This is a genomic window from Candidatus Nitrosotalea sp. FS, from assembly GCF_011319475.1.
GTDB lineage: Archaea > Thermoproteota > Nitrososphaeria > Nitrososphaerales > Nitrosopumilaceae > Nitrosotalea.
On the sequence record NZ_RCMC01000239.1, the window covers coordinates 16,370 to 32,033 of the forward strand.

Here is a 15,664-nt window from a genome sequence, read left to right on the forward strand (position 1 = left end):
ATTTTAAATAATATTTTTCTCTAGTGTTTTCCTATCCATTGATATCTGTATTCTTCATCAAATAATTCTGACTTTATGTCATTGCTAGATGGTCCTGGTTTCATTTTGACCTCGAAAAACCCTAGACTGCCCTTGTATGGAATTGGAATCCTGAGAGCTTGTGGTTTTCTAAGTAGAAATCCGTATTTGTGGCGCAAAAATTCTTCGGTAGCAAAATGTTTATCATGGTCTTTTTTGAGCTCTTCAAGAGACTTGTATGATTTTACATCATAAATCTCAACTTTTCCTATTATTACCCCGGTTCTAAGACTAGATTTGTCAATATCGAGTATCTCGCAGGCATTATCTTTGATCTTGATTGGTGCATGAATCAGAAATTCACCTCTAAACTTTGTATTCCATGTTCTCAATTCTGTTGTTTTCTTGCCACTGATTATCAAATCCGCATAAGGTTGTGATACTGATAGACACTTCATTTCTTCAACTAGTTCCCAAAACACTCAAAACTCTTTTTGGGATGTCGCCTAGTCTGCTTACCGCAAGAGTACGTTCGTAACCTAGCCTTCTCAAGTTGTTTGCAATAACTATCGCATCTTCTGTGTCTGGCCCAAAACCTATTGCAACCATCTTAATTCCAATTGACTTGAAGTCCCTCATTATAGAACGAACTGCATCTGGATCTGATGGCTCTCCATCTGTTAGTGTCAAAAATATGTCTGGTTTTTTTGATCTAAGAGATGGTAGTAACATGTTGTAAACTTCTGCCAATGGTGTACTTCCATTTGCTTTTATCTGAGCAAGTCTCTTGGCAGAAATGTTATTCCATTTCAAATTTTCTGGCTTGACAAGCCAACATGTAACTTGTCTTTGTTCTGTGTTAAACGCATATACTGAAAATTTCACTTTCAAATATTCCAAGACCTCGCACAATGCAAGCGTAGCCTTTTTGTATTGTATCTCTTGGTTTGCTATGCTAGATGAGTGGTCAAGAAGTATCACGATCTTTGTCTTGATTGCAATTTTTCTATCTGACAAGAAGGGTTTGTGGCCTTCCATGTATGCCTCTTCATCAAATTCATCTCCTGAAAAGACATGTTCCTCCTTCCAGCCGGATTTCCATTCTTTGAATTTTGCTTTAAGATGGTTTATCAGATCCGTATCGATAATCTTTGTTTCGTCTACATTTGTTACAGTGGGAATATTTACTCCAACCACTTCATCGTTCAGACCCTTGTTTTCTGTTCTCTTTGCCTCTTCGAGCAAAACCTTGAACTCTTCGAAGACCTCTCTGCCTTCTACAATTCTATTGGGGTCTAGTTCACCAAAATCACTCTCGCGATATTTTGCAATCTTGTTCAAAGTCTTTACAAATTCTTGATCTGAAAGTGCCATTCCAGAACTGATTTTAGGTATTGATATCGGGATGGTCAAAAGTGGGTCTATGTCTAGAATTTTGATTATCTCTGGGACCTTTTTTTCAAGCCAGTCCGTTTCATGTTTTTTTTCAATGCTTTCCTTGACTATCTCGATGGCTAGCTTGCTTGCTTTCTGAACTTTTTCATATGAACTAGGTGAGAGTTCTCCTTTGATGTCTCCTAGCAAAAAATACTGGGAGAAACCCTCTACAATTCTGGTGTTTCCATACAGTGTATTCAATAATGGCCTGTAAAGCCAGGCAACACCGTATCTGAAAATAATCTCACCATCCATTCCCTGCCAAACTGTTCTTGCTATTGTCTCAATTCTTCTTGTTTCTAGAGTATTGAGAATAAAACCAAAGGCATGATCATTACTGAGAATTTTGTTTGAATACCTAATTCGCATTGCCTCATACCATAGGNAAGAGTATTGAGAATAAACCCAAAAGCATGGTCATTGCTGAGAATTTTATTTGAATACCTAATTCGCATTGCCTCATACCATAAGGCTGTCCTGAACTGTCTGTATTTCTGAAAGTCTGTCCCTTGATATTTCTCTAATGGAAACATCAACACTTTATTTTCACGTAACTTTGTTTGTACTTCCTTTTGATCAGATATGCTTACGGTGACAGATTCTTTTCCAGACCATCTTCTTACAAGAAATGTAGCTATCTCAAGTAATGTATCGCTTCTAAGATGTAATGATTGCATTAACTACCAAACATTGATGTTATGATGTCATTTACTTTTTGGAATTCTACGGTGCCCCATTGTAGGTATACATTTGCAAATACTATCTCTGCTGCTTGTCTTGTCTTCATGCCTGAATCAAGTATCTTTGCAAATGCTATTGTTTCACGCAAACTTGGAGAATAATACAACTCTTCTACTGCAGCTGCTTGTCGTAGAATGTTTGCCAACTTTATTCCTTGCATGATCTCTTTTTCATGTGACCCTGACGAATGCTGTTTGACTATCTGAAATTCAATATCCTCTGGTGGATAATCTAATCTGAGTCTTATTGGAAATCTGCTTAACACTTGAGGTGGTAGCTCTTTTGTACCAACATGGGATAGTGGGTTAATTGTAGCTGCAACGAACCATCCTTTTGCGGCATTGACTAGTTCTCCGCCTGATTCTTTTAGAACAATCTGTCTTCTATCATCTAATGCTTCATCAAGACGTAGAAGAACATCTGCTTCTGCAGAGTTTATCTCATCAAGATACAACATGTTGCCTTCTTTCATGGACTTGACTAGAATTCCTTGTTCGAATCCAATTGCACCATTTTCTAGTGTCTTTGCTCCTACTAGGTGACTTTCACGCGTTCTTAAACTAAAGTTAATTGATTCAAGTTTGATTCCTCGTTTTGTGGCAAATTCTCTTACTAGAGTTGTTTTACCAGTTCCTTTTGGTCCTATTATGAGCACAAATAGATTAGATGCATATGCCTTGTCTAAAACATCAAAGGAGTTATTCCAATCTATGTATAATGATTCTGCAAGCACAACTGTACCAAGTCTCATCCTTAATTTAAAAATGTCTTAAACGAGTTTGCAGATTTAGACTTCTATCTTTGCATACGATTCGTCTAGGATGTGATGCAAAGTTTTCTGCCACATGTCAAAACCGTCTGGCTTTTTGGGGAAATTGTAGTAATGTTCAGTTAATGTCTTGTTCTGTTGTGCAGTAAATCTGAGTCCATCTGCTAATTTTTTGTTAAGAGCTCCCCTTATCATCATTCCTAGCTTTCCTACTGTTCCAAAGTCTGGATGCTCGCCCTTGCTTATTGCTTCTACATCTAATTTTGACAAAAAGTGCTTCATTCCATAGTTTATCTGATCATTTGTAAGTGTCTGCAATAAGCGTCTGAAAATTTCAAGGCCTGCTGTTTTGTATCCGTAATCATTTATGAAATCAATATTGTATTGCCAAAGGCCTGTCTCACTAACATCATTTGCCTCAATTGCGTTTACTGCATTTTTACCCAATATGGTAGCTGCAACTATTGCAGGACCTATTCCTCCGGCATCAAGTGGTTTTGGCATCCATGCCGAGTCTCCTACAAGCATGTATCCGTTTGCAACCAAACAATCATTTTGTCTTCTTACGGAGACTTGCCAATTACCGGTTACATTGTTGGAATCCATTTCATCGTCTGATAATTTTGGATTCTTGATTGCCTTGTTTATCTTTACATAATCGTTAATCAGTTTTGTTACATCGTCACGCGTGCACCTAGTCTCTGATTTCTTTTTATCAGTTCTTTTTGTTGTACTCCTAGACCGATGTTTACTTTGTTTTTTCCTTTTGGAAATACCCATCCATATCCACCAGGAGCTATGTCCTGATCAAGATGAATTATACAATAATCTGGATCAAATTCTTTTTTATCTTCTATTCCTGACTCAAATTTCATGATATGTCTTCCAGTAGATTCTAAATCATCACGGTCTATCTTTCGCTCTATCTTTGCATTTATGGATAAACCATTTCTTAACATTGAAGTGACTCCTGTTGCATCCACTACTATCTTTGCAGTTTTTTTGAATGGTTCATTTGTAACTAGGTTTGTTCCTTCTACTCCAACAACAGTTCCATTATCGTATAGCAGGCCTCTTAATGCTACAGAATATTGGATGTTTACTCCTGCTTTTTTTGCATCACGAAGCTGGCGTTGAGGAAGCTGTTGTCTGTTGAGCATGTATCCATCACCATCAAAGGGAATTGATGTCTCTCTGTCTGGAGAAAATGCCATTACGCCTTTTACTGGGTGTTCAATCTCAGGATTACCCCATGCAATCTTGATCCTCTCAGTCATGTAATCTACGGTGTTCTTTCCAACTGCATCTCCACAAACCCATCCGTTGATTGTCTTCTTACCGATGGTAGGTTCTGGGTTTCTGTCAAGTACTAGAATTGATAATCTTTGTTTAGAGTAATACGAGGCTGACTGGGCCGCAATCATTCCTGCAAGGCCTCCTCCTGCTACAATAATATCGTAATCTGTTTTCACAGCGAAAAAACAGGATCCACTCTATTTAAAAGAACCGTATGAAAATAGATCAAAAGGTGTTTTGGGTCGGTTCGTCGCGGCTTCCTCACAGCAGATGCTCAGACTGGAGCGGCAAAAATATTACCTCATTCCCTTTTACTTTAGACCGATAAATGTTATTAAATCATGCTGGCTTTGCAAATCTTATTCAAACTGTAAGTAATTCTATGTATTTTTTTGAAATTTGGTCTTTTTTGTAGACTGGCATTTTTATCTTAATCTTTATTGCATTATTTTGTTGTAAACTGATCTCTTTTCTCACAATCTCATTCTTACCTATTCTCAAAAATAGTGAAGTATCTTCAAAATGCATGTCCATGTTTTCTATTAGTTCTTTCATCTGAGCCTTTGGAATCTTTGACGCTAATTTTTTGATAAATTCTTCTGCACGTTTCTTTACAAGCGTTATCTTGGCAAGCGTTATGGTGTTTCCGTAATGACCAAGAGTTTTTTCGATAGTAAATTCGTCCTCGTTAATTTGAAATAAATCAAAGATGGGCTCGAAAATTTTTCTACTGTCCTCTGTTGCATGCAAAATAACCTCAGCTGTTATTTCTAATTGGTGTGTCATGCTGTATGATGTGTATGTGGTTGGCTATATCTACTAGGCCTGTAGTAGAGCAATTTCGCCCTCTGCAGTCCTGATTAGTTTTGCTTTTTCAATTCCGACATGTCTTACATGAACTATCTTCTTGACCGCAGCCATGATGTCTGAGTTTATTTTTCCAAATACTGTAGCTTGGATGAATTGATCTATTGTCATTTCTGGAATGGTTTTTGACATTACTTCCTGGGCAACCAATCTGATTGCGTGCTTTCGTGAGGTGTTCAATTTTTTCTGGGTTAATGCAACTATCTTTATTCTGAAAATGTATCCATCTTTTGTCTTAACATCTGCAATAAAACTGATCAATGATGAACCTCGTCTTACTAGACTTCTGAGAAATTCCTTGGCATACTCAAATCTCTTGAAAATTGTTGTTGCGGTTTCTCCTTCTACCTTGTGTATCTGGAAATACAACTTGAATTGGTGCTGGGAAGGATCTCCTTTCAATATGTCATGTAGTGTGACCTCTATTACTCTGCCAACTGCGTTGTCGTCATCAGTGATTGGAATATAGGCAATTGGTTTTTTGTCGAATGAAGCAGGAAGCAGTACTGTAACCCACTTTTTTTCTCTCCACTTGTCTTTTACTCTAGCAGTCTTTTGACGAGCCAACTATGTTGAACTTCTGAGGCCAAAATATAAGTTGTACGACATTTTAGATTAGGCTCGAGCCGACATACTTTTGCAATACCTTTGGAACTGCAATATGTCCATCTTTAGTCTGGAAATTTTCTGTTATCGCAACCATTGTTCTTGTAGTTGCTACTAGAGTACTGTTCAAAGAATGTAGATACTGTGGTTGTTCATTGGTTTTGTCTCTGAATCTTATTTTCAGCCTTCTTGCCTGAAAGTCAAGACAATTAGAACAAGATACTATCTCTCTGTAGCTCTTCTGTCCTGCCATCCAAGCTTCTAGATCGTAGGTCTTGGCAGACACTTTACCCAAATCTCCACTTGACAGTAACATGATTCTATATGGAATCTCTAATTTTTGATAAAATTCTTCTGCTATTGCTAACATTCTCTCATGTTCATGCCATGAATCATCTGGTCTTGTAAACGCGAACTGTTCTACTTTTTCAAATTGGTGTACGCGAAATATTCCCTTCTGGTCTCTGCCATGAGCTCCGGCTTCTTTTCTAAAACACGTGCTAACTCCTGCATACCTTAGAGGCAATTTTTTACCATCAATTATCTCGTCTGAATGCATGGATGCTACTGCATGTTCACTTGTTCCTATCAGGTAGAGGTCTTCTCCTTCAATCTTGTAAATTACCTCTTCAAAATCTTGAGCAATTATGGCACCTTCCATTGCACTCTTGTTTATCAAAAATGGTGTCTGTATGGGAGTGTAATTTTTCTCAGCCAAAAAATCAAGTGCAAACTGTAACAGTGCTTGATTTAATCTGACAAGTTGATTCTTGAGATAGTAAAATCTTGCTCCTGAAACCTTTGCTGCTCTTTCCAGATCCACAAGGTCAAGATTCTGTGTCAAATCTATGTGATCTTTTATCTCAAAATCAAAAGTAGGTATATTGCCCCATTTTTTTATCTCCTTGTTTGCTGTTTCATCTTTTCCGATTGGGACTGATTCATGAAACATGTTGGGCAATGTTAGGGAAAGTTTTGTGAATTTGTCTTCTATCTTTAACTGGTCATCTTCCAATTTTTTAAGATTGTCAGAAACTGTTTGCATTTGATCTATGAGGCCAGACGCATCTTCACAGGCCTTCTTCCTTTTTGCAATTTCTAATGATACTTCATTTCTTTTTTTTCTAAACTCGTCAGTTTTTACAATTAATTCTCTTCTGTCTTTGTCTAGTGAGATTAACTCATCAAGAGGAAATTTTACAGCTCTTGCCTCTAGCATATTCCTAATCTTGTCTGGACTATCTCGAAGAAGTTTTGGATCAAGCATCAACTAGTCACTTTGAGTATAACTTGGGTCTGTTCAAGAACTTCATCAATAGTAGAAATCAATGTTCGTATATTTCCTTTACCCTCAAATGTAAAAATCAGAGATGTTTGATCCTTTTCAATTTTGAAAGAAAGATTTTCTGGAAAATCTACATTATCAGGCTCCAAAGACTTTCTTATGGACTCTGCCTTTTTGTCTGAAAGATTATTCAGAAACACTTGAACTTTGCATTCTAGAGACATTTTGTTCGAGATAGTCTAGGAATTCATCCAATTTGTCTTTTGTAATTCTTGCTCCTGCAGCTGCCGCATGTCCTCCTCCCACGCCAGACACTTTTGCAGCACATTCTCGCATTAGCAATCCTAAATTGACTTCGGATTTGCAACCCGTAGATTTGCGTGAAGAGAACTTTATCGTTCCTTCTTCACCGTTTGTTCTAAGTATGATTATTTTTCCAGTATTTTTCTGAGATCCTCCAAGAAGTGATGATACTGCACCTGTCATATTTTCTGGTACGAGCCCTTCTCCATTTACCATCAAGTAATGACCATTATCGGTTATTCTCCATCTTTCACTAGAAAGTGTATTCATGTAGGTTCTCAGGAATGTTCTATATTCTACCAAAATATTTTCTCCTTCTTGTAACATCTTGGTCCTATCTCCCATACAAATTGCAACTCCTACTCCTGCCTTGCGAATTCTGCCACAAGAGTTCAGCATTGTTGAAAATTCTCTTGCGTCTCGAAGAAAACTTCTCTTATCTTCGCCAGATAATGTGTATGTATACCCTACAAGTTCGTCTAGTATGTCGCTTGCATTTTTAGTTGAAATGTATTTTGATATTGTTTGAAGAAGGACTCTCTTCTCGTCTTCTGTTAGCTCAGCCGGGACTCGCCACCTACTTCCATCCTTTAATTTTATTCCTGATGAATTCAAGAGTGAGAGGCAGGCGTCGCGATTCCATGTTAAACCCTCTATGAAAGGCTGTGAGGTAAATGCAAGTGCATCAGGCAGTGGTCTTGTCTCTCGTCCTACAAGTAAAATATCCAAATCAATTTCGACTTGGTTGTTCTTTTTTGCGGTAGCAGCAATTTCTAAATTTATTCCAGTAAATGATTTCTTTTCGCCTTGGTCCTGTCTATCTCCTAGTGCTGCAACAACTGCAATCCATGCCAAGTCTGTATTCTCCTTGTGCAAGGCTTTTGAAACTAGATATGCCATACCTCCTGCAGAAACATCTTTTCCACCATCCACATCATATTTCCAGGCATTGATGACTTTTTGATTATCAAACTCTTCTTGTGGTATTTGATGATGATCAACTACTATCCAATTGTCATCTAATGCGTTATCGATATCCTTTGCAAATCCTCCTCCAAGATCTGTGATTATGTGAAACTGTCTTGAATCATTTTTCATTTTTTCAATAATGTTTTTACCAAATTCATTTACAGTGCGTACGGTACATTTTGCACCTGATCTGATCAAAGATTTTGTAACTATGCTGCCAGAAGTTATTCCGTCACAATCAAGATGAGTTATTACTGAAATATTTTTTCCTGTTTTGATACAATCAGAAACTCTGTCATGAAAATAGGATAATGCTTGGTCTAACTTTGCCATTACTCGAGTTGAGCAATGACTGCCTTATATTTCCAAGTTTTGGGTATCTTGCCAATTTTCTTGTAATATGAAGATAATCTGTGAACCTTTGCCTCTAGAAGTTCAAGCGATCTGACGTTTCTTTTATCAGATTTATTTTCCTTCAAATGTTTTTGCAAGCCTAGTGCCTTGTTTACTAGGTTGTTCAGGTCTTCTGGCATTTCTGTTTTGACCCCCTTTTGTTCAAGGATCTCGGTGATTGATTTTTTGACGATCTGTCTTGTGATTGGTATTGCATATTGATCACGCAATTTTATTCCAATCCTACTCGGTGGAAGACCTTCTTTTGCATACTTGACAACTAACTCTTCGATCTCTGCCGGACTCTGTTTTACCCATGTAGGTGTACTGGGAGTGATCGGCCTTGTTGAATGTGACTTGCCATGTCTATGTGAATGAAGACGACCCACGAACCGCTTGTTTTTTAAGGAAACATAAATGTTACTTGACTTCTCGACAAGTGTCGATTACATAAAAGTTAAATATCTACGAAATCGAATCTCAATTAGGTATTCATATGAAAACACCAATAATTGTTGGAACTGCACTGTTGGCTGTATTTGTAGCCTCTACATTTGCACCATTCGCTGCAGCACAATACACACCAGGTGGTGGTCTTGGGCTCGAACAGGAATTGGCATTAGCAAAAGCCAAAGTACAGGCAGTACAAAATAATCCGCATGCAGGTTCGGGTACTCCATATATTGATGCAAACGGTGTAGTCGGTGCATCAGTAATCTCAGGTGGAATATTCGGTGGAATCTTCATTGCCTTTGTCGTAAGAGCAAAGCAAGCGGAAAAAGCAAAGAGAGCTTAGTTCTTCTCTTTTTCTTATTTTATTAATCTCCTTTTAGATCTCTATTTTTCATCTATCACAGAAATGTATATATCGCACCTAAATTGTTTGGAATTATGATGAGCACGATATTCACTATGCTCGTAGGTATGCTGTCAAACTTTGCAGGTCAAATAGGTCCAAACTATGACCCGCTATTCTATGATGTGATGGTCTACATCTTTGCAACCATCATGTTCACAGTATTCCTTCTCGGAGTAATTGCATTCTGGCTCAGAGTGCACGGTCTTGGTGGCGACACAAGAGAAAGATGGGTCGCAGAACTCAACAAGCACTTTGAAAGAGAAGGCATTGGTCTGATACCAGACAACGGTAAATACTGGTAAACACCAAATCTTTTTCCTTATTTTTAATTTCATTCTCCAGTGAATACTTTAAAGTAATTTTCGTGTGTGATTTTTCTAGATTTCTAAGGCGTTTTCAATCTCTAGCTTTTGGGAGGAGGAGTAAATGTAGGTGCTCCTGCATTCTTTGTGGCAAATTCTGCTCTGTAATGAGTTCCATCTTGTACTAGGGTGTGGATAAATTCAGTTGTTTCTGCCCCATTTGCATAGANATGTGTGGATTTTCTAGATTTCTAAGGTGTTTTTCAATCTCTAGCTTTTGGGAGGAGTAAATGTCGGTGCTCCAGCATTCTTTGTGACAAACTCTGCCTTGTAATGAGTTCCATCCTGTACTAGTGTGTGGATAAATTCAGTTGTTTCTGCTCCATTTGCATAGATCTTGGATTTGGTCTCATCCATGTCGCGTAAAGGAAAACCTGACATCCATAAGAATTGGCCTACCTCAAATGGGTATTCTTTGTCCATTCTCCGCGAATAGTTCCATCATCCAAAAATACCATTGATCTTTCACAGTCCTTTGGAGTGTCTGTACTTGTATCAATAGGCCTTACCCATTTTTTACCATCCACTTGAACATCTAGTGTGGCAGATACATGATATGTTATGTCTAAACCATTAACACATTTGTGGTAAAGTGGATCTTGTGCCTTGACCTGTGAAATTGCTGTGGTGCTTATCAGGACAACTGCTACGCCAACAGCAACTGAAATTGCAAGAAATCTGAGCATCTTTTTACGTTTTGTCGGATCTCCCATTCCAGGCCAGAACATAACCTTGCTGTACTTTCTGGAGTTATATAGATTAAGATAGTTTCCGTACTAAAATTAAGTAAAATATGTAAAAGAAATTTAGAGTGAGGATTCGCCGCGTTTTTTGGTTCCTATGTCTACTGCATCTTCTAGATTGTAGATGAAGATCTTTCCTTCTCCTGCTGCACCTGTACCTGCATGAGTAGTTATTGTATCTATTACTTTAGGTAACTGACTCTCAGTGACAACTACATAGATGAGTGCATTCACATTGTGTGTAGCTTCAATACGTCCTCCTCTACCTGATGAAACCATCTCTCTTGGTCTGGCGCCTCTACCTTTGACATCTAAATACGTAAATCCGCTAATGTCAAGTTCTGTTAGCGCATTGAAGACCGCATCCAATTTTTCTTTTGGAAATATTGCCTCTATTTTTTTAAGGGTCATGATTCATTGCACATATGAAATGGTTTTATTAAAATCATTGCTTAAAATATTGTAAAATAAAGAATAATATCACAAAAATGTTTTTTTAGGATAAAATACCTTTTATAGACGAAATCCCACTCTTCAAAAGAATGACAGAATCCAAAGCTAGCTACAAGAAAGCAAAAATCGTTGGAAAAGTTCAAGACAAAATTAAGGAAGGAATTGAAAACTATCGTGCAGCAACTGATGCACCACCACGAGTAGATGTTTACGATGTAATTGAGCAAGTCTTTGCAGCAATTAATCCACAAGTAGCTGACGAAGGGAAGATCACAGTCGATGAGGTAAGCGGATGTTTAAGAAATGCATACCTTGATCGAAAAGATCCGTCTGAAAGCAATCACAAGCAGATGGTGTCAAAGATAATGCAAAAAAGTGCATTTAGCATCATGGAAAAACCAGTCGAAGGTCAGCTTGATGCAGGTTCTAACGTAAAGATTGTCGGTAGAGCTGATAGAGTTGAAGATGAGGTAGTGATGCTCTTTAGAAGTTCAGAAAAATTACCTGAAATGCCATATCCGGCAGATTTCATAAACCTGAACTCATATCTATACATGTTTGACAAACCAGAGGGTGTGATTGTCTACTTTGATAGAGAAGGAAACGAAATGGAATTCAACGTTCCAAAAAGTGAGAGGCTCCTAAACGAAACAAAACGTAGAGCTAAAATTCTCAATACCTTGCTGACAAACAATATTGCTCCAGCAATCGAACCATCTGAAAAATGCATGGAATGTCCTCACAATGAGAAATGTTACTATGCAAATGAAGACAAACAGAAATGGGGATTCTGGGCTCGTGGCAAGTGGCGTGAACTCAAACCAAAACCCTTCCTATAATTACACACTTTTTTCATTTTCATTTAATTTTGTCTAAAAGTAATTGAATTTATTTTAGAGATTCTGATTCATCTGGATTTAGATATACCCGTGTTTTGTAGGGTTTTTCAGAATCTTTGTGGAAATAAAAAATCTTGATGCCGTGTTCAAAAGGTTTCATTTCTATTTTGTCTGTTGACTGGATTGCACTGTCTTCTTGTCTGAGATATTGATACAGTTCTTCTTTATTCATCTTCATTATCTCACTGATTCGCTTTCTATTTCCCATGTGGTACAAAATATTCTGAATTTGTTTGATATCTTAAATTTTCTTATTGCAATCTTGTTCTTGATTTAATCATTAAATACGATCTATACTTGGAATTGAACATGACTGACTCTAAAATCGATTGGTTTGAAGATTTTCTAGGTTTAGGGTACCATGTGTTTGATGTACGCCCTACAGTGTATCTGATATTTGACGGAAGAAGAAAACTTGCCAATACCTGGAATAAGCTGATAAAATACTGGCCAGACGATGAAATCAAAATGCGGTTCTTTGAAGGGGAAGAAAATTATGAATTTGTACTGTATTGTAAATCCCGCATCCTGCAGACAACAAATGTTTTTTTAAAATCCCTCAAAATTTCGGAACACTACAAGCAGTTTGTTGATGAGGATATTGGGTCTGCATCATTACAACTTGCAGTCTATTTTGCCAAGGATAAAAAATATGAACTTGAGATATTCAAATTCAAAAAGAAGGTAACTGATCTAAAATTCTTAAAACAGAGCGATACTGTTGATGATTTTATTGTCTCACAGGCACGAGAAAGACTGAGACAGGCTGAGAGCAAATAGTGTCTGTAATCTATGGTTTTTTTAGTTTTGATGTTATCAGGCCTATCCATAGGCTCCAGTCTAAATTTTTAAAAACAAGAGGTTGTCGATATGGATAATTTGTTACCGTTTTAGTAATTCCAAAATCATACTTTTTCTCCTTTCCTTTTTCTGTGAATGTAATTCGCAAGAAATCTACTTTTCTTGTTGTTGTGGTTCTAACATCTGTTATAGCATCTAAAGGCATTATCCATGATTTTGGATTCTCAGTTAGATCTTCATCAAGATCTGATTCATTATAATTTGAAATCTTTCCTATGCCTGCCTTGTCATCTGTAAAATAGCGTTCCTTTTCTTTTGTAGTGATCCATATGTAACGTGGAACAAAAATTACTTTTTTGTTTGTAAGGATTAGAATACCTTCTTTATTTTTGTGAAAGAAACCTCCTAACCCTAATGCTATTCCCCAAATCTGAGGAAGCGATGATATGATCTGCTCATCTTCTTCGAGGTTTTCTCTCATTATTTGTTCAGCATCTTTTGTGAATAAATCAATCTATCTAATTGATAAAATTACAAAAATGTGGTAAAGGGATTTACTCTAGGCGTGACCTTGGCCTTCGTATCTAAAGCCGTAGGTTCCCCAGGTTTTTCCTTTCTTTGCTAAATTATACCTGTGAGCTCTTTCACCGAAGTAAATTGCTATTGTCATTGCTAGTGTTACACCTGTTGCAATGAAAATTTCTATTCCTGCTTCAGTCATGCGTGAAGTAGTCTGCAAGTTGTATAATAATTTTATTTAGAATTTTTTCTAATTTTATGATACTACAATTTTGTAAAACTAAATATTTTGTGGACATAATATCATAAAAAAACAATTTTAGGATAAAATGCCTTTTATAGATGCGAAACATCTCTATCGAAAGATGCTGGAGACAATTTCTAAATCGCCAATGCAGATAGTAACAAAACACAAATGGCCGGTAGTTTTTGTGCTCGCAGGCTTAATAGTCGGGTTATCCGGATTCACGGCAATACAGGATGCACACGCTCAGTTTGGTCCGCTAGGGGCTCTTGCAGATCCTAGCAAAACACATGAGATTCACTGTGCAATGCCGATGACGCCACCTGGTAACGGAACATTCGGTGGAAGTAACGCACCATGTATAGATACAGGAGATACAACCTTCATGTACGCAGCAGCAGTCTTCGTCATGATAATGACTCCTGGTGGTGTGGGATTCTTGTATGGAGGTCTTACAAGAAGAAAGCACTCTCTAACCGTAATGTTGCAGGCATTCATGGTCTATGCAATTGTCAGTGTCCAATGGGTTATCTTTGGATACTCGATAATGTTTGGTCCATCTGCTGATCCTGTTGGATTTATCGGAAATCTTGACTGGGTAGGCCTGAATAATGTAGCGCACAATGCGCCAGCCGATGTATATGCTCCAACTNCCCTGTTGGATTTATCGGAAATCTTGACTGGACAGGCTTGAATAACGTTTCGCACAATGCGCCAGCCGATGTATATGCTCCAACTATTCCTCACTTAGCCTATGTGATGTTCCAGCTCATGTTCGCTGCCATTACTCCTTCACTAGCCATTGCTGGTTATGCTGATAGAGTAAAGATGAGTGCATTCTTGATACACATTGTATTGTGGACTACATTCATCTATGATGTTGCAGGACATGCCAACTGGTCTCTTGGAAGTCAAGGTACTTCACTTGGTTGGTTAGCCAAGATGGGTGCAGAAGACTTTGCGGGAGGAACAGTCATTCACATCACCTCAGGATTTGCTGGTTTAGCTACCGCAATGTTCTTGGGAAGGAGAATAGGATATGGCAAAGCACCATTTGAACCGCACTCAATTCCGCTTATAATTTTAGGTGGAACATTACTTTGGTTCGGATGGTTTGGTTTCAACCCTGGTAGTGCAGGATTTGCTGGTTTCCTAGAAACACAAGCATTCCAGAACACCAACATTGCAACTGCGGTTGCAGCAATATGGTGGATGTTCTTAAGCTGGGCACATACAGGAAAGACTAGCGCCATCGGTGCAGTCAACGGAGCTGTTGCTGGACTTGTAGCAATTACACCAGCCTCTGGTTTCATTGGAACATGGGCATCAATAATAGTAGGATTTGCATGTGCAACAGTATGCTTCTACTGTGTACTTATCAAGAACAGGGCAAGAATAGATGATGCACTGGATACTTGGGGTGTACACGGAATGGGTGGTGTTGTTGGTGCATTACTAACAGGTGCATTCAGTGAAGTCAGAATCAATCCATATGGCCACAATGGTCTCTTCTTTGGAAACCCAATGCAATTTGTAATCAACTGCATGGGTGCAGGATTTGGTGCAGCTTGGTCATTTGGCCTAACTTACATCATTTGGAGAATCCAAGATGCAATTTGGCCAGGTGGTGTTAGAGTCACACCAAAAGAAGAAGAAATAGGATTGGACATATCTCAAGTAGGCGAAAGAGCATACTCTGGATTTGCAGAGTAAAAACATTCCCATCTTTTTCATTTTTATCTTTTGTACAACCCAGCTGTTGGTTGGTAATTGGTTTTTTTTAAAATTGAGAAACGGTAAATAGTATGTGGTTTACCAGATTTCGTAAATGGTTGACAAATGGCTAGTTTTTGTTGCGTTAGAATTTGTCAGTGCAATCATAGGATTTGCTTTTTGGGCATTTATTGATCATCATTTCATATTCTTGTTGATAGGGGGATTCTTCTTCACACTTGGTACATTTGCAGCTACACGTTGGGGATTTGATAGGTGGAGAGGAAAGAACAAGCCAAGAAAACGTGAAAAGAGACAATGATTTTATTTTTTTGACATCAAAAATTTTTGTCTCTTGTTTAATGGTATCTTTATATCAATCACAAA

At 37.9% G+C, this 15,664-nt stretch carries 21 protein-coding genes and 2 pseudogenes; 7 read left to right on the forward strand and 16 right to left on the reverse strand.

Going from position 1 to position 15,664, the window contains the following annotated elements:
- Positions 1-20 precede the first annotated feature (20 nt).
- From DYY66_RS08935 to DYY66_RS08980, 10 genes and pseudogenes are all read right to left on the reverse strand, one after another.
- Positions 21-476, reverse strand: a complete 456-nt coding sequence (locus tag DYY66_RS08935) for an ASCH domain-containing protein (RefSeq protein WP_166288334.1) — start codon at positions 474-476, stop codon at positions 21-23.
- 4 nt (positions 477-480) lie between these two features.
- A complete protein-coding gene (locus DYY66_RS15295; RefSeq protein WP_309224002.1) occupies positions 481-1,824 on the reverse strand; it encodes a VWA domain-containing protein in 1,344 nt (447 codons plus the stop codon).
- A 307-nt stretch (positions 1,825-2,131) separates the two neighbouring features.
- A complete protein-coding gene (locus DYY66_RS08945) occupies positions 2,132-2,947 on the reverse strand; it encodes a MoxR family ATPase (RefSeq protein WP_166288337.1) in 816 nt (271 codons plus the stop codon).
- Between the two features lie 36 nt (positions 2,948-2,983).
- Positions 2,984-4,389: pseudogene (locus DYY66_RS08950) on the reverse strand (NAD(P)/FAD-dependent oxidoreductase).
- A 235-nt stretch (positions 4,390-4,624) separates the two neighbouring features.
- Positions 4,625-5,047, reverse strand: a complete 423-nt coding sequence (locus DYY66_RS08955) for an RNA-binding domain-containing protein (RefSeq protein WP_166288340.1) — start codon at positions 5,045-5,047, stop codon at positions 4,625-4,627.
- Between the two features lie 33 nt (positions 5,048-5,080).
- Entirely contained in the window at positions 5,081-5,695 is a 615-nt protein-coding gene (locus DYY66_RS08960) for a 30S ribosomal protein S3ae (RefSeq protein WP_166288343.1), read from the reverse strand.
- Between the two features lie 43 nt (positions 5,696-5,738).
- Positions 5,739-7,001 (reverse strand): serine--tRNA ligase, encoded by a 1,263-nt coding sequence (serS, locus tag DYY66_RS08965; RefSeq protein WP_166288346.1) that lies wholly within the window; start codon positions 6,999-7,001, stop codon positions 5,739-5,741.
- A complete protein-coding gene (locus DYY66_RS08970; protein ID WP_166288349.1) occupies positions 7,001-7,243 on the reverse strand; it encodes a KEOPS complex subunit Pcc1 in 243 nt (80 codons plus the stop codon). Before DYY66_RS08970 ends, serS begins: the two co-directional genes overlap by 1 nt.
- Positions 7,206-8,624 carry a DHH family phosphoesterase gene (locus tag DYY66_RS08975; RefSeq protein WP_166288352.1) on the reverse strand — a complete coding sequence of 473 codons (1,419 nt, stop codon included), beginning with the start codon at positions 8,622-8,624 and terminating at the stop codon, positions 7,206-7,208. Before DYY66_RS08975 ends, DYY66_RS08970 begins: the two co-directional genes overlap by 38 nt.
- Entirely contained in the window at positions 8,624-9,073 is a 450-nt protein-coding gene (locus tag DYY66_RS08980; protein WP_166288355.1) for a 30S ribosomal protein S15, read from the reverse strand. Before DYY66_RS08980 ends, DYY66_RS08975 begins: the two co-directional genes overlap by 1 nt.
- A 107-nt stretch (positions 9,074-9,180) precedes the next feature.
- On the opposite strand from DYY66_RS08980, the gene DYY66_RS08985 reads away from it, so the two are divergent.
- Entirely contained in the window at positions 9,181-9,480 is a 300-nt protein-coding gene (locus tag DYY66_RS08985) for a hypothetical protein (RefSeq protein WP_166288358.1), read from the forward strand.
- A gap of 98 nt (positions 9,481-9,578) precedes the next feature.
- A complete protein-coding gene (locus tag DYY66_RS08990; RefSeq protein WP_101010026.1) occupies positions 9,579-9,845 on the forward strand; it encodes a hypothetical protein in 267 nt (88 codons plus the stop codon).
- A gap of 270 nt (positions 9,846-10,115) precedes the next feature.
- Here the strand turns inward: DYY66_RS08990 and DYY66_RS08995 are convergent, their stop codons facing one another.
- From DYY66_RS08995 to DYY66_RS09005, 3 genes are all read right to left on the reverse strand, one after another.
- Complete coding sequence (locus DYY66_RS08995) at positions 10,116-10,286, reverse strand: hypothetical protein (protein ID WP_218583694.1); 171 nt, start codon at positions 10,284-10,286, stop codon at positions 10,116-10,118.
- A gap of 14 nt (positions 10,287-10,300) precedes the next feature.
- The gene (locus DYY66_RS09000; protein WP_166288364.1) at positions 10,301-10,633 is read right to left on the reverse strand and encodes a hypothetical protein; all 333 of its coding nucleotides are present in this window, start codon (positions 10,631-10,633) and stop codon (positions 10,301-10,303) included.
- A gap of 78 nt (positions 10,634-10,711) precedes the next feature.
- Complete coding sequence (locus DYY66_RS09005) at positions 10,712-11,059, reverse strand: P-II family nitrogen regulator (RefSeq protein WP_166288367.1); 348 nt, start codon at positions 11,057-11,059, stop codon at positions 10,712-10,714.
- 131 nt (positions 11,060-11,190) lie between these two features.
- Between DYY66_RS09005 and DYY66_RS09010 the strand changes: the two genes are divergently transcribed.
- A complete protein-coding gene (locus DYY66_RS09010) occupies positions 11,191-11,940 on the forward strand; it encodes a hypothetical protein (protein WP_166288370.1) in 750 nt (249 codons plus the stop codon).
- Between the two features lie 49 nt (positions 11,941-11,989).
- Here DYY66_RS09010 and DYY66_RS09015 read toward each other — a convergent pair whose 3' ends face one another.
- The gene (locus DYY66_RS09015; protein ID WP_166288373.1) at positions 11,990-12,208 is read right to left on the reverse strand and encodes a hypothetical protein; all 219 of its coding nucleotides are present in this window, start codon (positions 12,206-12,208) and stop codon (positions 11,990-11,992) included.
- 101 nt (positions 12,209-12,309) lie between these two features.
- Between DYY66_RS09015 and DYY66_RS09020 the strand changes: the two genes are divergently transcribed.
- Complete coding sequence (locus DYY66_RS09020) at positions 12,310-12,780, forward strand: hypothetical protein (protein WP_166288376.1); 471 nt, start codon at positions 12,310-12,312, stop codon at positions 12,778-12,780.
- A 10-nt stretch (positions 12,781-12,790) separates the two neighbouring features.
- Here DYY66_RS09020 and DYY66_RS09025 read toward each other — a convergent pair whose 3' ends face one another.
- Together DYY66_RS09025 and DYY66_RS09030 are read right to left on the reverse strand one after the other, a co-directional pair.
- Complete coding sequence (locus DYY66_RS09025) at positions 12,791-13,282, reverse strand: hypothetical protein (RefSeq protein WP_166288379.1); 492 nt, start codon at positions 13,280-13,282, stop codon at positions 12,791-12,793.
- Between the two features lie 78 nt (positions 13,283-13,360).
- A complete protein-coding gene (locus DYY66_RS09030) occupies positions 13,361-13,522 on the reverse strand; it encodes a hypothetical protein (RefSeq protein ID WP_166288382.1) in 162 nt (53 codons plus the stop codon).
- A 229-nt stretch (positions 13,523-13,751) separates the two neighbouring features.
- Between DYY66_RS09030 and DYY66_RS15300 the strand changes: the two are divergent.
- The 3 genes and pseudogenes from DYY66_RS15300 to DYY66_RS09045 form a co-directional block, all read left to right on the forward strand.
- Positions 13,752-14,216: pseudogene (locus tag DYY66_RS15300) on the forward strand (hypothetical protein); the annotation flags it as partial.
- Between the two features lie 119 nt (positions 14,217-14,335).
- Positions 14,336-15,277, forward strand: a complete 942-nt coding sequence (locus tag DYY66_RS16440) for an ammonium transporter (RefSeq protein ID WP_394352625.1) — start codon at positions 14,336-14,338, stop codon at positions 15,275-15,277.
- Positions 15,278-15,392: 115 nt separating this feature from the next.
- Positions 15,393-15,599: a hypothetical protein gene (locus tag DYY66_RS09045; protein WP_166288391.1), complete on the forward strand. Its 207-nt coding sequence runs from the start codon at positions 15,393-15,395 to the stop codon at positions 15,597-15,599.
- Positions 15,600-15,664: the final 65 nt, after the last annotated feature.

Bases quoted from the DNA above. Each gene is read 5' to 3' on its own strand.
- DYY66_RS09015 (WP_166288373.1), bottom strand. From the start codon at position 12,208: ATGGGAAATAGAAAGCGAATCAGTGAGATAATGAAGATGAATAAAGAA.
- DYY66_RS09025 (WP_166288379.1), bottom strand. From the start codon at position 13,282: ATGAGAGAAAACCTCGAAGAAGATGAGCAGATCATATCATCGCTTCCT.
- DYY66_RS09030 (WP_166288382.1), bottom strand. From the start codon at position 13,522: ATGACTGAAGCAGGAATAGAAATTTTCATTGCAACAGGTGTAACACTA.
- DYY66_RS08935 (WP_166288334.1), bottom strand. From the start codon at position 476: ATGAAGTGTCTATCAGTATCACAACCTTATGCGGATTTGATAATCAGT.
- DYY66_RS08945 (WP_166288337.1), bottom strand. From the start codon at position 2,947: ATGAGACTTGGTACAGTTGTGCTTGCAGAATCATTATACATAGATTGG.
- DYY66_RS09010 (WP_166288370.1), top strand. From the start codon at position 11,191: ATGACAGAATCCAAAGCTAGCTACAAGAAAGCAAAAATCGTTGGAAAA.
- DYY66_RS08995 (WP_218583694.1), bottom strand. From the start codon at position 10,286: ATGTCAGGTTTTCCTTTACGCGACATGGATGAGACCAAATCCAAGATC.
- DYY66_RS08955 (WP_166288340.1), bottom strand. From the start codon at position 5,047: ATGACACACCAATTAGAAATAACAGCTGAGGTTATTTTGCATGCAACA.
- DYY66_RS09000 (WP_166288364.1), bottom strand. From the start codon at position 10,633: ATGTTCTGGCCTGGAATGGGAGATCCGACAAAACGTAAAAAGATGCTC.
- DYY66_RS09020 (WP_166288376.1), top strand. From the start codon at position 12,310: ATGACTGACTCTAAAATCGATTGGTTTGAAGATTTTCTAGGTTTAGGG.
- DYY66_RS08990 (WP_101010026.1), top strand. From the start codon at position 9,579: ATGAGCACGATATTCACTATGCTCGTAGGTATGCTGTCAAACTTTGCA.
- DYY66_RS15295 (WP_309224002.1), bottom strand. From the start codon at position 1,824: ATGCGAATTAGGTATTCAAACAAAATTCTCAGTAATGATCATGCCTTT.
- DYY66_RS08985 (WP_166288358.1), top strand. From the start codon at position 9,181: ATGAAAACACCAATAATTGTTGGAACTGCACTGTTGGCTGTATTTGTA.
- DYY66_RS08970 (WP_166288349.1), bottom strand. From the start codon at position 7,243: ATGTCTCTAGAATGCAAAGTTCAAGTGTTTCTGAATAATCTTTCAGAC.
- DYY66_RS09045 (WP_166288391.1), top strand. From the start codon at position 15,393: ATGGTTGACAAATGGCTAGTTTTTGTTGCGTTAGAATTTGTCAGTGCA.
- serS (WP_166288346.1), bottom strand. From the start codon at position 7,001: ATGCTTGATCCAAAACTTCTTCGAGATAGTCCAGACAAGATTAGGAAT.
- DYY66_RS08975 (WP_166288352.1), bottom strand. From the start codon at position 8,624: ATGGCAAAGTTAGACCAAGCATTATCCTATTTTCATGACAGAGTTTCT.
- DYY66_RS09005 (WP_166288367.1), bottom strand. From the start codon at position 11,059: ATGACCCTTAAAAAAATAGAGGCAATATTTCCAAAAGAAAAATTGGAT.
- DYY66_RS16440 (WP_394352625.1), top strand. From the start codon at position 14,336: ATGTTCGCTGCCATTACTCCTTCACTAGCCATTGCTGGTTATGCTGAT.